Source organism: uncultured Pseudoramibacter sp. (genome assembly GCF_903789625.1).
Lineage (GTDB): Bacteria > Bacillota > Clostridia > Eubacteriales > Eubacteriaceae > Pseudoramibacter > Pseudoramibacter fermentans.
The window spans coordinates 146665-161819 of the sequence record NZ_CAIFFF010000002.1; the positions used below are offsets into that span (position 1 = coordinate 146665).

The 15155-nt window shown below is 49.1% G+C and carries 16 protein-coding genes; 1 reads left to right on the forward strand and 15 read right to left on the reverse strand.

The window, feature by feature from the left end:
- Window positions 1-52: 52 nt before the first annotated feature.
- The 10 genes from QZX60_RS01945 to QZX60_RS01990 all read right to left on the reverse strand — a co-directional run bounded on the left by QZX60_RS01945 (window position 53) and on the right by QZX60_RS01990 (window position 7579).
- Window positions 53-1441: a rubredoxin gene (locus QZX60_RS01945; protein ID WP_363174743.1), complete on the reverse strand. Its 1389-nt coding sequence runs from the start codon at window positions 1439-1441 to the stop codon at window positions 53-55.
- Window positions 1442-1676: 235 nt separating this feature from the next.
- Window positions 1677-2111 (reverse strand): GNAT family N-acetyltransferase, encoded by a 435-nt coding sequence (locus QZX60_RS01950; RefSeq protein WP_295360744.1) that lies wholly within the window; start codon window positions 2109-2111, stop codon window positions 1677-1679.
- A complete protein-coding gene (locus tag QZX60_RS01955) occupies window positions 2086-2685 on the reverse strand; it encodes a GNAT family N-acetyltransferase (RefSeq protein ID WP_295360746.1) in 600 nt (199 codons plus the stop codon). Before QZX60_RS01955 ends, QZX60_RS01950 begins: the two co-directional genes overlap by 26 nt.
- Window positions 2686-2734: 49 nt before the next feature.
- Window positions 2735-3130 carry a hypothetical protein gene (locus QZX60_RS01960; RefSeq protein WP_295360747.1) on the reverse strand — a complete coding sequence of 132 codons (396 nt, stop codon included), beginning with the start codon at window positions 3128-3130 and terminating at the stop codon, window positions 2735-2737.
- Window positions 3131-3354: 224 nt separating this feature from the next.
- Window positions 3355-4299, reverse strand: a complete 945-nt coding sequence (locus tag QZX60_RS01965; protein ID WP_295360749.1) for an L-lactate dehydrogenase — start codon at window positions 4297-4299, stop codon at window positions 3355-3357.
- A gap of 117 nt (window positions 4300-4416) precedes the next feature.
- Window positions 4417-4548, reverse strand: a complete 132-nt coding sequence (locus QZX60_RS01970) for a hypothetical protein (protein WP_295360751.1) — start codon at window positions 4546-4548, stop codon at window positions 4417-4419.
- A gap of 100 nt (window positions 4549-4648) precedes the next feature.
- Window positions 4649-5185, reverse strand: a complete 537-nt coding sequence (locus QZX60_RS01975; RefSeq protein WP_295360753.1) for a pyridoxamine 5'-phosphate oxidase family protein — start codon at window positions 5183-5185, stop codon at window positions 4649-4651.
- Window positions 5186-5212: 27 nt separating this feature from the next.
- Window positions 5213-6169, reverse strand: coding sequence for an alpha-hydroxy-acid oxidizing protein (locus tag QZX60_RS01980; protein WP_295360755.1), 957 nt, complete (start codon window positions 6167-6169; stop codon window positions 5213-5215).
- Window positions 6170-6203: 34 nt separating this feature from the next.
- Window positions 6204-7193 (reverse strand): restriction endonuclease, encoded by a 990-nt coding sequence (locus QZX60_RS01985; protein WP_295360757.1) that lies wholly within the window; start codon window positions 7191-7193, stop codon window positions 6204-6206.
- A 50-nt stretch (window positions 7194-7243) separates the two neighbouring features.
- Window positions 7244-7579 (reverse strand): LPS biosynthesis protein, encoded by a 336-nt coding sequence (locus QZX60_RS01990; protein ID WP_295360759.1) that lies wholly within the window; start codon window positions 7577-7579, stop codon window positions 7244-7246.
- 324 nt (window positions 7580-7903) lie between these two features.
- On the opposite strand from QZX60_RS01990, the gene QZX60_RS01995 reads away from it, so the two are divergent.
- Window positions 7904-8806 (forward strand): multidrug resistance efflux transporter family protein, encoded by a 903-nt coding sequence (locus tag QZX60_RS01995; RefSeq protein WP_295360761.1) that lies wholly within the window; start codon window positions 7904-7906, stop codon window positions 8804-8806.
- A 37-nt stretch (window positions 8807-8843) separates the two neighbouring features.
- Here QZX60_RS01995 and pepF read toward each other — a convergent pair whose 3' ends face one another.
- From pepF to cobS, 5 genes are read right to left on the reverse strand one after another with little or no spacing between them, the layout of a single operon-like run.
- On the reverse strand, window positions 8844-10661 hold the full coding sequence (gene pepF, locus QZX60_RS02000) for an oligoendopeptidase F (RefSeq protein ID WP_295360763.1): 1818 nt from the start codon (window positions 10659-10661) through the stop codon (window positions 8844-8846).
- A 28-nt stretch (window positions 10662-10689) separates the two neighbouring features.
- Window positions 10690-12060 (reverse strand): 23S rRNA (uracil(1939)-C(5))-methyltransferase RlmD, encoded by a 1371-nt coding sequence (rlmD, locus tag QZX60_RS02005; protein WP_295360764.1) that lies wholly within the window; start codon window positions 12058-12060, stop codon window positions 10690-10692.
- Window positions 12053-12502 carry a metal-dependent transcriptional regulator gene (locus tag QZX60_RS02010; RefSeq protein WP_295360766.1) on the reverse strand — a complete coding sequence of 150 codons (450 nt, stop codon included), beginning with the start codon at window positions 12500-12502 and terminating at the stop codon, window positions 12053-12055. The genes rlmD and QZX60_RS02010 overlap by 8 nt, the downstream gene beginning before the upstream one ends.
- Window position 12503: 1 nt before the next feature.
- On the reverse strand, window positions 12504-14369 hold the full coding sequence (locus QZX60_RS02015; protein WP_295360768.1) for a YgiQ family radical SAM protein: 1866 nt from the start codon (window positions 14367-14369) through the stop codon (window positions 12504-12506).
- Between the two features lie 7 nt (window positions 14370-14376).
- Window positions 14377-15147 carry an adenosylcobinamide-GDP ribazoletransferase gene (cobS, locus tag QZX60_RS02020; RefSeq protein ID WP_295360770.1) on the reverse strand — a complete coding sequence of 257 codons (771 nt, stop codon included), beginning with the start codon at window positions 15145-15147 and terminating at the stop codon, window positions 14377-14379.
- Between the last annotated feature and the right edge of the window lie 8 nt (window positions 15148-15155).

Consider the following 15155-nt stretch of genomic DNA (forward strand, 5'->3'; position numbering starts at 1 on the left):
ACATCCTCGCGTGCCACCTGCCAATCATTTTGTGCCAAATGATCCTACGATTTTAGTCGATCTTTTCAAAGGCCTCTTTTGGCAGACCGCACACCGGGCAGGTCCAATCCGCCGGCACATCTTCCCACGCTGTGCCCGGCTTGACGCCGTGTTCCGGATCGCCCTTGGCCGGATCGTAGATGTAGCCGCATGGGCACTGCCATCTTGGAAGGGAAGGCTTTTCTTCTGCTGTTTCTTCAGATGCTGCGCCGTCTGTTCCGATTAATTCCTGTACCAAAGCCGGAATATTCGCAAAATCGTCTGCGTCCGGATTCCAGGAAGATCTGACCTCCGGCTGTACGACTTCAAAGCCAGCGTCTGTCAGTTTATCCCTGAGGATCTTGTTGCCTTCGCCGCTCCAGCCATAGCAGCCGAAAACTGCCGCCTTCTTGCCTTTGTATTTGAGGGATTTCAGGTAGTAGAGGAACCCTTCCACGCTCGCGAGAATGCCGTTCAAAATGGTCGGCGAACCGACCGCAATCGCCTTTGACTTGAAGACTTCACCGATGATGTCGTCCTTTTCCGTGTGATCGACATTAAAAACCTTCACCACTGTGTCCGGCGCCTGCTTATGAATCTCATCCGCAATCGCGTGGGCGATCTTTTCCGTGCCATGCCATTCTGTGGCGTAGACGACGGTAATCTGATCTTCCTGATAAGCATCCGCCCATTTGGCGTAGGCTTCCACGATCTTCATCGGATCCTTGCGCCAAATGGCCCCGTGGCTCGGCGCGATCATCTCGATCGGCAGGTTCAAGGCTGCAATTTCCTTTACCTTTTTCGTGACTAATGGCGAGAACGGCGCGACGATGTTAGCAAAATACCGCTGTGCTTCCTGCCAAAGCTTTTCCTGATCAGCCTTATCCGCAAACATTTCTTCAACGGCGTAATGCTGACCGAAGGCGTCCATCGAGAAGAGAATATTGTCGCCTGTCAGATACGTCGCCATAGAATCTGGCCAGTGCAGAAAGCGCATTTCCACAAAGATCAGCTGCTTGCCGTTGCCGATATCCAGCGTATCGCCGGTATGCACGACATGGAAATCCCATCCTCGCTTGCCGTACTGACCTTCCAGCGATTTCACCGCGTTGGCCGTGCAGTAAATCGGCGTGCCCGGAATCTTTTCCAGCAATGCCGGCAGACTGCCTGAATGATCGTTTTCCCCGTGATTGACCACGATGTAGTCGATCTTTTTCAAATCAATTTCAGATTCCAAATTTTTCAAAAATTCATCCTGATGGGGTGCCCAAACCGTATCCATCAACACCGTTTTTTCTTCTTCGATCAGATAGGCATTCTGCGAACTGCCGCTGTGAATCGTGAAGTCATCCCCGTGAAACTTCTGCAGATCCCAGTCCATATAGCCGATCCACGATACATTATTTTTAACCTGTTTTCTCATTTATAATCCTCCCTGCTACGTATAAAATCCTGGACAACGCGCTTGCTTAATTTTTTAAATTGTTATCTTGATGATACCGCTTTTTGTATGATTTTAATGTTGTTAAAGCAACAGATTTCTTTTTTCTCACTCTAGATTTGTATAATTTCAGAAACATCTTTCGATACGGGAATAAAAAAAGAGCAGATACGTTGTAACACGGGGTATCTGCTCCAATTTCGCTTATGTATCCAATCTACTCAAGATGAAGAACCATCTGAACATGCGGGATGCCGTCTTCAAGGAATTCTTCTGATACAATTTTGAATCCCTCCCGCTCATAATAGCCGACTGCGTAGCGCTGCGCTTCGATATAAATCGCCTTGCAAGGCATCTTTGCTTTGATCTGCTTTAGTCCTTCGCGAAGGATTCTGCCACCGAGTCCTGTTCCGTGCTTTAAAGTCAATACCCGCCCCATCTGCACCACATCTTTTTCTTTGTAAAACGCTCTTAAATAGGCGGTGACGGTTTTGCCTTCTTCATAAAAAACATGAAGGCTTCTGTAATCCAAATCGTCCAGATCCTGATAGACGCAATTCTGCTCGACAACAAAGATGGCTGATCTTGCCTTCAACATTTCATATAATTCGATTGTGGTTAATTCATCAAATTTTTTTGCAACTAGCTGCATTAATTTTCACCTTAGATTTTGAGTTTTTGTATTCGAGAATCGGCGCTTGTGCCTCTTTATGCGCACCTATGATTTTCTCCATCCAGATCATGTCATACCATCTACCGAACTTATATCCGCACTGATGGAATCGCCCAACTTCCACATATCCGAGATGCGCATGAAAATTTGCACTGTTTGTCGTTAAATAGGCATCTGGTGTTTTCGGATATCCAATGCAGGCGTAAAGATTCAAAATGCCCATTTTTTTGAGCGCCTGCTCCATTGCCGTGTACAATTGTCTTCCCAGTCCCTGTTTTCTTGCACGATGATCGAGGTAGATCGTCATCTCGCACGACCAGTCGTATGCGGCTCTCCCGACGAACGGTCCGGCGTACGCGTACCCTTGAATTTGACCATCCTGCAGGATGACCAGATAGGGATAGTGCTTTGTGACCCGTGCCATACGTGACCTGAACTCGTCGAGCGTCGGTGTCTCGTATTCAAAGGTAATCGCCGTGTTTTTTACATAATAGTCGTAGATGTCCAACAATCTCTCTGCATCTGCCATCGAGGCGTCTCTTAATTCAATCATGATTTATTGTCCTTGATCCTCATTTTTTCTGTCCTATTTTAGAAATTCGTCATTTCGAAAGCACCTTTTTATGATAAGCGCTTTTGCCACAATACGGACATTTCATCCTTCTGCTTCTTCCGATATGAGGCGCGAAAATGATGGCTTTCATCGTGGGGGTATAAACTGCTCCGCATTTTGGACATTTGTAATATCCAGCGTCATGCTCCAGCCTTAGGCAGGATACCAGCCCGACCGCAAAAATTAAACAGCCCGCCGCAATCAACACGATGCGCCATGCCATATTGGCAACGGCAAAGGATGCGGCAAAAATCATCAGCAGAAAAGAAGCTGAACAGGTATAGCCGATTACATTTTCCAATGCGAGCAGCTTCTTGTTGGTCCACTCCTCCTGCCTGCGCATTTCCTGCAGGTGCTGTTCAGTCATTTTTTGATATTGATCCATCACGCATTTCTCTCCAATTGAAAAATTTATTTATTATAAAAATAATTAAAATTCCAAAGCTTCAATTTATAATAGACTTACCAATAGATTTATACAAGCGAAAATCATAAAAAGGTTTTCAAAAAACAGAACAATAATATTGGCACAGCTGATCCGCGGATAAAAAACAATGACAAAATAAAAAAGGCCACCTGCCTCAAAGGCAGATGGCCAAATTAGCCGGCTTAAATGTCGGCTTTTTTAATCACATCGGCGAGCACATCAGCGGAACTTTTCAATGCCGCCTGTTCTTCATCACTCAGATGAATCGGCACGAGCCCTTCGGTGCCATTTTTGCCGACAATGGACGGCATACTTAGCGCTACCCCGTCGACGCCGTAATCGCCATGCATCATACTGGAAATCGGCAAAATCGATTTTTCATCCCGAATAATCGCAGAGCAGATCCGGACGACCGACATCGCGATTCCATAATAGGTGGCTTTCTTCTTTTCAATAATTTCGTAAGCGCTGTTTTTTACCTTTTCCGCAATGGCTTTCATCGACGCCTGATGTTCGTGATGCCCGCGCATTTCACAAAAATCATCCAAGGGTACACCGGACACATTGGTGCTGCTCCACGCCGCAATTTCACTGTCACCGTGTTCGCCAATAATAAACGTGTGTACGCTTCTTGGGTCAACATCCAAATGCTGTCCCATCAGATATTTCAGCCGCGCCGTATCCAATGTCGTGCCGGAACCGATCACACGGGATTCCGGCATCCCGCTGTATTTCACCGCGGTATAGGTCAAAATATCTACTGGATTTGCAACGACCAGCATGACACCTTCAAAATGGCGTTTTTTTATTTCCGGCATGATGGATTTAAAAATCCCAGTGTTCTTTTTAACCAAATCCAAGCGGGATTCACCCGGTTTCTGCCCGGCTCCCGCTGTCACAACCACCACGGCGGCGTCGGCAATATCATCGTAATCACCCGCGTAAATTTCCATTGGATTCGTAAACGGCAAACCATGGCTAATGTCCAACGCTTCACCTTCAGCTTTGTCTCGATTCGCGTCAATCAAAACCATTTCCGAAAATAGACCGCTTTGCATCAGCGCAAATGCTGACGAAGCGCCGACAAATCCACAACCAATAATTGCTACTTTACGTAAATTAACCATGATAATCTCCCTTCTTATTTCTTTTATACATTTTGCTCATCACAATTGATTTCTCTTTCGAATCGATGCGTTTCTGATCTCTTGACAAATCTTATTATAGTTCGATTTGCTTTCTTGTTATGTTGTTTTTACAACATTTAAGGATTTTTTATTTATATATTTCTGCTTTTCTTTCGTATCATCTTCTAAGACAATTGTCATTTTATCTTCAGCATTTTGGATAAAAAATAAGAGCAGATGCGCCATCATCATAGGCTATCTGCTCCGTTTTCGTCATACAAATGGGAATAAATCCGCTTACGAGATTACAAAAAATTCACGTTAATTTTTCAACGACTCGTTGATTTGTTTAATTCTTTTGGAGTGTGTCGGCTGCTTCTGCACGCCAGATTTGTCTGCTACCGAAACCTTCTTTCTTAAAGTCAGAATTCAGACAAGTGATCTCGGTCGGCACGATCTTCAAAAGCCACATGGGTTCCGCCAGTTTTTTCAGCACTTCCAGCGGAATTTTTCTGAAGGCCGCGGCCGCGTTGTACGCATCAGTGAATGGGTCGACAATTGCCGCATCGCCTTCAATCTGTATCGACTTCAATCCGCCGAAGGAGGCGTTCGTCTCAAAAACGGCCGCTGCCACGTGATGATTTTCCCGCAGTCCTTTGAACTTTAATCCGCCTTCAGTAAAAATCCAAAGCGCCCCCTCATGCCAGGTATATTCGAGCGGCGTGCAGCGGATAAAGTCACTGCCGCCAACCGCAAGGGCCAAAACCTTGTGCGCGGCAAGGAAAGTGTCGATCCAATCGTAGAGCGTTCTCTGATCCATTTTCTTTGCAGCCGCATCCTTCCGCGTCCAAAAGGAAACTGCCTGCGCGTATTGTTCGTCTGTCATTTATTCACCTCAAAATCTTTGACTCGATCAAAAATGTCTGCCGTGATACCAGAGCACCGTCGGATCGAATTCATCTACTGTGGCGACGTTTGTATAACCCATTATCTCTTTCAGCTGGCTGTTCATCTGACGTATCTTCTTTTCAACCGCGGGCGCACCTTCTTTTAAAAGCCCTGGAAGGATGGCTCGTCCAGTCGAGACAGCGTCGGCGCCCAGCGCCATGAGCTTATAGGCGTCTCTTCCGTCGTCTACGGAACAGTCGGCAAAGACCTTCATTTTTCCTGAGACCTTCTTGATGTCCGGAAGGATCATCGCCGGCGGTACGGCAAAAGGGAGTCTCCCGTGATGGTGGCTGACCACGATGGCGTCTACCTCTGCTTTCTCGCAAATGGCTGCATCTCTCGTGCTGAGCACGCCCTTTGCGACAAAGGGCACGCCCAATTCGTGGGCAGTTCCTGCAAAGGCTTTGAGATCCTGAGCTGTCAGCGTTCCGAGCTGTTCCCCGTCGACCACATCCACATCGCCATTGATCCCAATGCTGTGGTCGATGTCAATGCCAACCGCAAGGGCATGGTGTTTCACCGCAAAGGCCATTTGTGATCTAATCTTGTCATGATCGGCAAAGGGTTTGATGATCCGGATCGTCTCCGCGCCGACTGCTGCAATTTCCGCGTAATCCGCATCGGACTCCATCCCGACCCAATTGACAATACCGAGAGTCTTTGCCGCCTGCGCGTATTCTTCCATCGGTTTATGGTCGAGCCCTGCCTTGTTCAGATGCGAAAATGCCGGCATCATGATCGGCGAGGTAAAATCTTTTCCCCACAGCCGCATCGTAATATCGGCCACGCGCGTGTCGATGATCCGCTCCTCTATTAAGATTTCATCTAGAAACTTTCTGGTATGCCAGCTCGCGTTCGACGCGTCCTTTGGCAGCGCCGGGATCAGTCCCTCAGGCCCCGGCCAATGTGCTTCTTTTTCCATTTATTGAACCTCCTGGCTTCTTAATTCGTGCTGATTATTCTTCTCTAGGAACTGGAATATAAACTTGTTTAAGAGGAATCATTTTTCTATATTTATCACTCAAATCTTCGTAGTACTTAAGAATGAGATCTACCAATTCTGTTCCATTTATACCACGAATAATAGGCGTGCTATCAAGATATTTTTGTGCGTTTTTTGTGTAATTTGAAAGCGTAACAAACAAACCGTAATCGCCTTCCCGCATTGCACCCTTTAACGACTGTATCGTTGATTCCCTAATATCGCTATCGGTACTTTTTACCTGAACAAGAATGCGAGGTGGCAACTCATCTTTATATGCAGTAATATCTATGCCACTATCGCCACCTTTAGCTGATACAGTGGTCCTGTATCCCATGGCACGAAGAAGGTCTGCAACGAAACTTTCTAAATCATAGCCTTTAAGCTGACGACTCAGTTCTTTCAAAATAAAATCCCTTGTGCTCTCAACGATGTCATCTGCCGTTGCGCCGACGCTTTCATCCTCAGAATCTGATGAATAATTCCTATTAAAATTTTTATCAAGTGCACCTAAAAACTCATCTGCGTAATTTTTTACAGAAAACAATGTCAATGCTGACCCAATTTCATAAAGAGCTCCTTGTGAAAATGCCGTACGTGGCAAATGCTTCAACCATTTTACTTTTCTGGTCTGTACATACTCAATCTGATTAGGATCATAAACATAATCACCCTCAACAATGCCAATGTTTACTTCACGGTTACTCTTTGAAGGAAATATCACATAATCGCCAATCTGAATCTCATGACAGAAACGATATAACATACCTGCGCCAGTAGCGATATTGCCTTTTTTCGCATCTGGATAAACCTGTGCATATTTTTCCTTGAAGGCCTCTCTATTTGCATCGATGTCGCTCAAATCCCCCATCGCATTCCATGCGATAGCAATGATTTTATCCCTAAGGAACAGGCGATCATCTTGAGTATGTATTCCCCAGATTCTCTTTTCTTCATTTGACATATTAATGTCCATCTTTTTTATTGCTTACTTTTTCCATAAAAGTTCTATTTTCATTTCTGAAACTCTTTGCGCAAAATCTCTTTTGGCGGCTCAATTTCATTAGCAAGCGTATTCTCCGTCAAACCCGACAGAATCTTGAACTTCGCATTCAGCATCTCCCTCATACAATTGGGAACATGTTCCTGATGTGCGCGATGGATGGCCACGCACTCCTTGCAATTACCATGATATCGGCAAGCCTTTTGGCAGGGGCAGTGATCCTTTTCCGCATATTCCTTTCGAAATTCAGCGGCAAATTCCTCCTGCAATCTGAGCCCTTCCTGTCGATTGCCTTCATGAAATTCCCGCATAGCTGCTATCTCTTTTTCATTGTGCTCGATCTGCATTCTGATGTCCTCCTTGACTCGAAATTGAATTTTTTGTCTTTTATCTAACTTTTCATTCCAGAAAAATGCTGCTGTGAATAACGATAATTTATCTTCTCTACATCCATCTTTTACACTCGTCTAGATAGCGCAAGCCGAGCCGTTTTGCCTCGCTGATCACAAAGTCGAGCATCTCTGCCTCGGCATACTTTGTACAAATAGAATTTACTTAGATACATGGCCTGCTCCCGCGGATAAAAAGTCAGAAATCTGCTCGGCTGATCCCGCTTTCTCTTTCATGCATGATATAATAAAAATCAAAAAATTTTGAAAAGAGAGAAACCATTGAAAAAAGCGTTGATTTGTGGCATTTTAGCTTCATTATTTTTTGCCTTTACCTTTATTTTGAATCGAAGCATGAACCTGAGTGGCGGCTACTGGCTCTGGATTTCGCCGCTGCGTTATTTAATCACTTTCGCAATCCTCACGCTGGTGCTGGCCCTTCGGCCGAAAAAAGGGATGGCTCGGGCGCTTTCTGCCGTAAAGGCACAGCCCGGCCCATGGCTGCTCTGGAGCACCGTCGGATTCGGTTTGTTTTACCTGCCTTTGACGCTGGGCTCCGTGTTTGGCGAATCCTGGATGACCGCGTCAACCTGGCAGCTGACCATCGTGGCCGGAGTGCTGTTGACACCGTTGTTCGGGAAGAAAATCCCCGTCAAAAATCTGCTGCTGTCCACATTGATCGTGATCGGCGTCTTCATCATGCAGGTGCCGCATCTCCATTCGCATCATCTCACAGGAAATCTCATGGCGCTGGTGCCGATTCTGATCGCCGCCTTTATGTACCCGCTGGGCAACCGCAAGATCATGACGATCTGCCCGCCAGAGTTGGACACCATGGAGCGCATTTTCAATATGGTTTTCTGTTCCCTGCCCTTTTGGATCGTCACCGCGCTTGCCGCTTTCTTGACCGGCGGCGCGCCTTCCTCCGGTCAGCTGCTGCAGTCTCTTGGTGTTGCGCTGTTCTCCGGCGTCATCGCCACAAGCCTCTTCTTTCACGCCACCGATTTGGTCAAAGACAACCCCAGACATCTGGCGGTGATTGAAGCCACGCAATGCGGCGAGGTGATTTTCACACTGCTCGGCGGCGTGCTGATTCTGCACGACGCGGCACCATCAATTTGGGGTTATATCGGGATCATCTTGATTGTCGCGGGGATGGTAGCCAATAGTTTAAACAGCAATTGAACCCAAAAATCAGCCATTTCGCTCATCGCGATTTCGATTAGATCTGCTTTAACGTTTCCTCAACATCATCTAAGATTTTATTGAACTTCGTTAACGCGCGTTCCATCGGCGCCGTCGTGGTGAAGTCAACGCCTGCATGCTTGAGTTCGTCTAGTGGATAAGCACTGCCGCCCATGGATAAAAATTCCAGATACTTTGTGACGGCTTCCTGCCCGTCGTTCAAGATAGCTTCTGACAACGCCACTGCCGCGCAATAACTGGTCGCGTATTTGTAAACGTAGAAGGGTCGATAAAAATGCGGAATCCGAGCCCATTCGTACTGAACTTCGTCGTCGATGGTCAAGGCGTCGCCGAAGTAATCCTGAATCAAATGCTGATATAGGCTGTTCAAACTTTCTGGCGTCAGGGCTTCCCCTCTTTCAGCCATCGCATGGGCGTCTCTTTCAAATTCCGCAAACATCGTCTGGCGGAAAACAGTCCCTTTGAACCCTTCAAGATAATGATTGAGAAGCGCTAACCGTTCTTTGGGTTCGGTTGTTTTCGCAAGCAGCTGTTCAACCAGTAAATTTTCATTCACGGTTGATGCGACTTCGGCCACAAACAGTGTATAATCCGCATTTTGCGGTGCCTGTGTATGATTGGACAGCCAGGTGTGCTGAGAATGCCCCATTTCATGGGCAATGGTGCTCACACTGTCCAAGGTGCCCGTAAAGCTTGTCAAAATGTATGGATTTGAATCGTACGTCCCGCTCGAGAACGCGCCGCCGCGCTTTCCCGCATTGGGATACACGTCGATCCATCGATCCTTAAAAGCCTGCTTCACCCGATTCACATAGTCTTCACCAAGCGGGTGCACCGCGTCGAGCACCATCTGCTGCGCTTCCGCGTAGGTATATTGCTTGGAAGAGCCGGCGACCAGCGGCGTGTAGACGTCGTAATAGTGAAGTTCATCCAAGCCTAGGATTTTCTTTCTCAAACGTACGTAACGGTACATCGCGGGCATATACTTTCTCACCGTTTTGACCAAATCGTCATAAACTTGTTCCGGCACATGTTCATCCGCCATGCTCATCGCTCTTGAGGAGGCGTAATGGCGTACCTGCGCGCTGGCGACCGCTGATTTGACACAAGCATTATAGGTTGCGCCAAAGGTATTGATATGTTCCTTGAAGCCCTTGTAGAAGCTTTCAAAGGCATGCTTTCTCAGGACGCGGTCTTCATTCATTTGTAATAAGATGTAATTGGACTGCGTGACTTCGTGGCTTTCGCCTTTGCTGTCTGTGGCGGGATCAAACCGGAGGTCGGCGTCCTGCAGGTTTTCGCTGATCTTTCCTGGAGCGCCCAGCACTTCTGTGAAGGCCGCCAGCAGCGCTTCTTCCTTCCCGGATAAAACGTGCGGCTTCTCGTCTAACAGCTTCTGCATGACAAACGCGTAAGGCGTTAACGCCTCGTCCTTCACTACCGCTTCTAAAGCCGTCTCATCCATTGCGAGAATCTCAGGTTCCGCAAAACTCACGGCCTGCGCGTATTGGGCGTAGATCATATACGCTTTAGCTTCCATAGCTTTGCCGTCATTGGACCGGGTATCTTCGCAATTTCTCAAACTCGCATAGCAATAGTAGTTGGACAGCTTTCGGCCCAATTCTGTATCCAAATCGAAAAACGCCCTGATCGTCTTGGCGTCTTTCAATTTTCCCTGATACGCCGCTAATTTTTGAATGTCAGCTTTAATCTCAGGCAGTGCCTTTTCCCATTCTTCATCACTTTGATATAAACTCGACAGATCCCACATATACTGCGGATCCAGGTCTTTGCGTTCTTTTAGAGTTGTGCTCATCATAACCTTCTTTCTCATTAAAACTGAAGTATCGTGTTTTTAACCTTTATCTTGACAGCCATGCCACCGTCTCAACGTGACCGGTTCCCGGGAACATATTGACTGGCGTCGCTTCCCTCAGCGTATACCCAGCCTTTGTCAAAATGCCCACATCCCGCGCCAAGGTCGCCGGATCGCAGGAGACGTACACAATTTTAAGGATTCGGCAAGCGATCAAGCTGTCGAGAAGGGTTCGTGCACAGCCTTTTCGCGGCGGATCGACGACGGCGACATCGGCGCGGCTGCCCTGTTTGATTTGTTCAGGCATCACGTCCTCCGCCTTGCCGCAGATAAAAGAGATATTTTGAATGTGGTTGCGCGCTGCGTTTTTGCGCGCGTCCGCGACGGCTTCCGGCACGATTTCAACGCCCAGCACCTGCCCGGCGTTCTTTGCCATGCAGATGCCAATGGTGCCAGTCCCGCAGTACAGGTCCCATAGGGTCTCTTTTCCGGTCAAGCTTGCATATTCTCTGGCCTTTTCGTAGAGGTTTTCCGTCTGGCGCGTGTTAACCTGAAAAAAGGACTGAGGCGAAATCTCAAAGGTGTAACCGCACAAGGTTTCTTCAATAAAGGCCTCGCCAGCCAAAGGGACGGTCTTCGGCCCTAAAATGCGGTTGCCCGGCTTGGCGTGGATATTGAGCATCAGGCTTTTTAATTGCGGCAGATTCTCAAAAATTTCGATGGTCTGTTTTTTCTGTTTGGCTGACAAGTCGCGCCGCACGATCGGCACTAGCATAATTTCGCCTTTGCGGTTCGTCCGGAGCAAAAATCCGCGGACATCGCCGCGGCGTTTTGTCTCGTCGTAGGGTGTGAGTTTTAACTCCGTCATCCACTTTTGACAAACGGTAATAACCGGTTTCAGCGGCACCTCTTGGTTCATACAGTCACAAATCGGCACAACCTGATGGCTGCCCTTTCGATAAAAGCCAATGCCCGCTTCTGAGACCTTGAGCTGCGCTTTGTTGCGATAATGGTACGGCGGATCCATGCCGATGATCGGACGGACCTTTTCTTTCGCGTCGTCAAGCCCGCCGATATGCTTTAAATCGTTGACCACCGTCGCCCGCTTGAGTGCGTTTTCGCACGCCGCTGTTAAATGCAGCCATTGACACCCGCCGCATGCTGGAAAAGCCGGACAGTCCGGCGTCTTTCGGTTCGTCGAGTCCTCAACGATACAGATCTGTTTTCCCTTTAAATATTGGGATTTGACTGCCGTCAGTTCGGCCTCAACGGTTTCGCCGACAACCGCGCCATCAACAAAAAGGGCCTGCCCCTTAAAGTGGCCGACCCCTTCTCCGCGCCGCGTCATATCGGTGATCGTCACCGTGAGGTGATCGCCGACGCGGGGTTTATATTTATCCTTTTGCGTTTTATTCATCTTCGTCTTTTTTATTGCCGTTCATTTCGCTGATGGCCTGCCGGCGGAGGGCCGCCTTAATTGCGGAGAACGTCTCGTCGCTGATAATGTGTTCAATGCCGCAGGCGTCATTTTCTGCCACCTCAGGTGAAACGTCTAGGAAATTGCGGATAAACTGCGTGATCGTCACGTGGCGGTCGTAGACCTCTTTCGCCGCCTGAAGTCCCGCGTCGCTGAGGTAAATCCGGCCGTAGCGTTCGTGGCGGACCAGCCCGCGGTCCTTCATTTTCTTAACGGCATCGGTCGCGCTGGCCTTGGTCACCCCCATGGCCTGGGCCAAATCAGTGATTCGAACCCCGGTGTTACTGCCGATATAATCCAAATAGATCTCTTCGAGATAATCCTCGATCGATTCTGTAAAACCCTTATTGGTTCTACCGCTGATTTCAGGTCTGTACACCATATTATTTTCCTCCCTTACGGTTTCGACGGCTTCTTTTATTTCTAATTGGCCTTTGATGTTGAGGATGAACGAGGCATTTGCGCCCCGGGCCGATTAAATCCTCCCGTCCACATTTTTTAAGCGCCTCAATGACGAGGCTTCTGTTTTTCGAATTTCGATATTGGAGCAGCGCGCGCTGCAGCCGCTTTTCATGCCCCTTCGGGATATGAATCGGCTTGAAAGACTCGAGATCGAGCCCCGTATAATACATCGCTGTCGCGCGCGAGCCCGGCGTCGGATAAAAATCCTGCACCTGCTCAGGCTCGAGATGATGATCGCGCAGATATTCTGCCAGTATCACCGCATCCTGCAGTGTCGAGCCTGGATGGCTCGAAATAAAATAAGGCACGACGTATTGTTTCAAATGGTATTTGTCACAGGCACGGTTAAATTTCTGGACAAATCGATCGTACTGCTTAAATGTAGGTTTACCCATGTAGTGCAGCACGCGGTCTGACAAATGCTCCGGGGCCACGCGCAGCTGACCGCTGACGTGATAACGCACCAATTCGTTAAAGGCCGCGTCGGTCTGATCCGCCATCAGGTAATCGTAGCGGATGCCGGAACGAACGAAGACCTTCCGAACTCCCGGCAGCTGCCGCAGCGCTTTGAGCATTGCGGTAAATTCGCCTTGATCAGCGTCGATATTGGGACACACCTCCGGGAACAGGCATTCCCGATGGTCACAGGGGCCGGTTTTCAGCTGCTTCGCGCACGCCGGGTGCAGGAAGTTGGCCGTCGGCCCGCCCACGTCGTTGATGATTCCCTTGAACTTCGGATCCTGAGTCATCCGTCTGGCCTCCCGCAGGATCGACGCGGTGCTTCGGCTGGAGACGATCCGCCCCTGCTGCATGCCAATCGCGCAAAAGGCGCAGCTGCCAAAACAGCCGCGGTTCGACGTGATTGAGAAACGCATTTCCGACATGCCGGTAATTTCCGGTCCGCCGCCCAGCTGACAGTTCGTGTAGGGCAGATCGTAGACGTCGTCCATCTCCTGGGTGGTCAGCGGCATCTGCGGCGGATTCTGGACAAAGTACCGATCGCCGCAGGCCTGAATCAACGGCGCCTCCCTAAAGGGGTTGGCACTCAGCTCGATTGCATTCGTCATCTCGGCAAAGGCCCGCTTACCCTCACGCGTCCGCTCGGAGACAGTCTCGTAGGACGGAAGCTCGCTAGTGTCGTCCGGCGCCTGCTTGGCCATCACACCAGTGCCGCGGATGTAGGTGATTTGATCGATGGGCAGACCGGCGTCCAGCGCTTCTGCTACTTCGGCAATGGCCTTCTCGCCCATGCCGTAAACGAGCAGATCCGCGCCCGAATCGAAAAGAATCGGCCGCCTGACCCGATCCTGCCAGTAATCGTAATGGGCAAACCGCCGCAGACTGGCTTCCACACCGCCGACGATGATCGGCACGCTGCCCCACGCCTCCCGAATCCGTCCGCAGTACGTGATCACGGCGCGGTCCGGGCGCGCGCCGGTCTTGCCACCCGGCGTGTAGGCATCGTCGTGTCTTCTTTTTTTATTGACCGTGTAATGGCAAACCATCGAATCCATATTACCGGATGAGACTAAAAAGGCCAACCGGGGTCTGCCCAGCACCCGAAAGGCTTCTGCACTGTCCCATTTCGGCTGGGCGATTACGCCGACGCGATAGCCCAAATCATTGAGCACTCTGGCAATAATGGCCGGGCCAAATGACGCGTTGTCCACAAAAGCGTCCCCTGACACGAAAACGAAATCGCAGACCTCCCATCCCAATGCCGCCATCTCTTGACGGTCACGTGGGAAGGGCAGACTAACATCATGACTATTTTTCGGTGCATTCATATTTAAATTATACCATACCCGGCACACCTATGCCAAGATGCTGTAAAATCAAAACCACCACAATAAAAAAAGCTTGCGTGATTTCGATCGTCAGCCCAATGGTATCGCCCGTAATGCCGCCGATTTTGCGCTTCAAGTCCGCCATCATGATCAAGTTCAAAACAGCGGTAATGCCAAAAGCGCAGGTCAGAATCGGCGCGACGAACCAGGAGACCGCGGCGATCGCGGCGAGATAGACCACGACGTGCCAGCCTTTTGTGATTTCCGTGATCCGTCTGCCCAAGCCGCCGCCGCCTTCCGCATAGCTTGAAAAGCAGCAGGTCTCAATCGCGCAATAACGCCCGGCCACCGGCATCAGCCACAGCGCCGCTAAAAATTGACTATCGATCGTGTAGCGGTAGCCGACCCACATCGTCAGCATCAAAAGGATCAAACCGATTGCTCCGAAAGAGCCTAAACGGCTGTCCTTCATAATGGTCATCATTTTCTCGTGATCTCTCGCTGAAAATACCGCGTCGATGGTATCCGCGACACCGTCGTAGTGCAGGCCGCCGGTCAGCCAGATGTAAAAAATCAGCATCAGAATGGCCGCCAGTTCTGGAATCCCAATCCACGAGACGCACCAGCCAAAGCCCCAAAGGGCCGCGCCGATCACGACGCCGATGACCGGCATCAAAAGCATCGAGTTGTAAAACTCGTCCTCTGTTACATTCTGAAGCTGAATGGGCAGCCGAGTGTAAAACGACAAACCGATTAAAAATTCCCGAAAGAAATTCAAATAAGGCT

Bases quoted from the DNA above. Each gene is read 5' to 3' on its own strand.
- QZX60_RS01945 (WP_363174743.1), bottom strand. From the start codon at position 1,441: ATGAGAAAACAGGTTAAAAATAATGTATCGTGGATCGGCTATATGGAC.
- QZX60_RS01950 (WP_295360744.1), bottom strand. From the start codon at position 2,111: ATGCAGCTAGTTGCAAAAAAATTTGATGAATTAACCACAATCGAATTA.
- QZX60_RS01955 (WP_295360746.1), bottom strand. From the start codon at position 2,685: ATGATTGAATTAAGAGACGCCTCGATGGCAGATGCAGAGAGATTGTTG.
- QZX60_RS01960 (WP_295360747.1), bottom strand. From the start codon at position 3,130: ATGGATCAATATCAAAAAATGACTGAACAGCACCTGCAGGAAATGCGC.
- QZX60_RS01965 (WP_295360749.1), bottom strand. From the start codon at position 4,299: ATGGTTAATTTACGTAAAGTAGCAATTATTGGTTGTGGATTTGTCGGC.
- QZX60_RS01970 (WP_295360751.1), bottom strand. From the start codon at position 4,548: ATGATGGCGCATCTGCTCTTATTTTTTATCCAAAATGCTGAAGATAAA.
- QZX60_RS01975 (WP_295360753.1), bottom strand. From the start codon at position 5,185: ATGACAGACGAACAATACGCGCAGGCAGTTTCCTTTTGGACGCGGAAG.
- QZX60_RS01980 (WP_295360755.1), bottom strand. From the start codon at position 6,169: ATGGAAAAAGAAGCACATTGGCCGGGGCCTGAGGGACTGATCCCGGCG.
- QZX60_RS01985 (WP_295360757.1), bottom strand. From the start codon at position 7,193: ATGTCAAATGAAGAAAAGAGAATCTGGGGAATACATACTCAAGATGAT.
- QZX60_RS01990 (WP_295360759.1), bottom strand. From the start codon at position 7,579: ATGCAGATCGAGCACAATGAAAAAGAGATAGCAGCTATGCGGGAATTT.
- pepF (WP_295360763.1), bottom strand. From the start codon at position 10,661: ATGAGAAAGAAGGTTATGATGAGCACAACTCTAAAAGAACGCAAAGAC.
- rlmD (WP_295360764.1), bottom strand. From the start codon at position 12,060: ATGAATAAAACGCAAAAGGATAAATATAAACCCCGCGTCGGCGATCAC.
- QZX60_RS02010 (WP_295360766.1), bottom strand. From the start codon at position 12,502: ATGGTGTACAGACCTGAAATCAGCGGTAGAACCAATAAGGGTTTTACA.
- QZX60_RS02015 (WP_295360768.1), bottom strand. From the start codon at position 14,369: ATGAATGCACCGAAAAATAGTCATGATGTTAGTCTGCCCTTCCCACGT.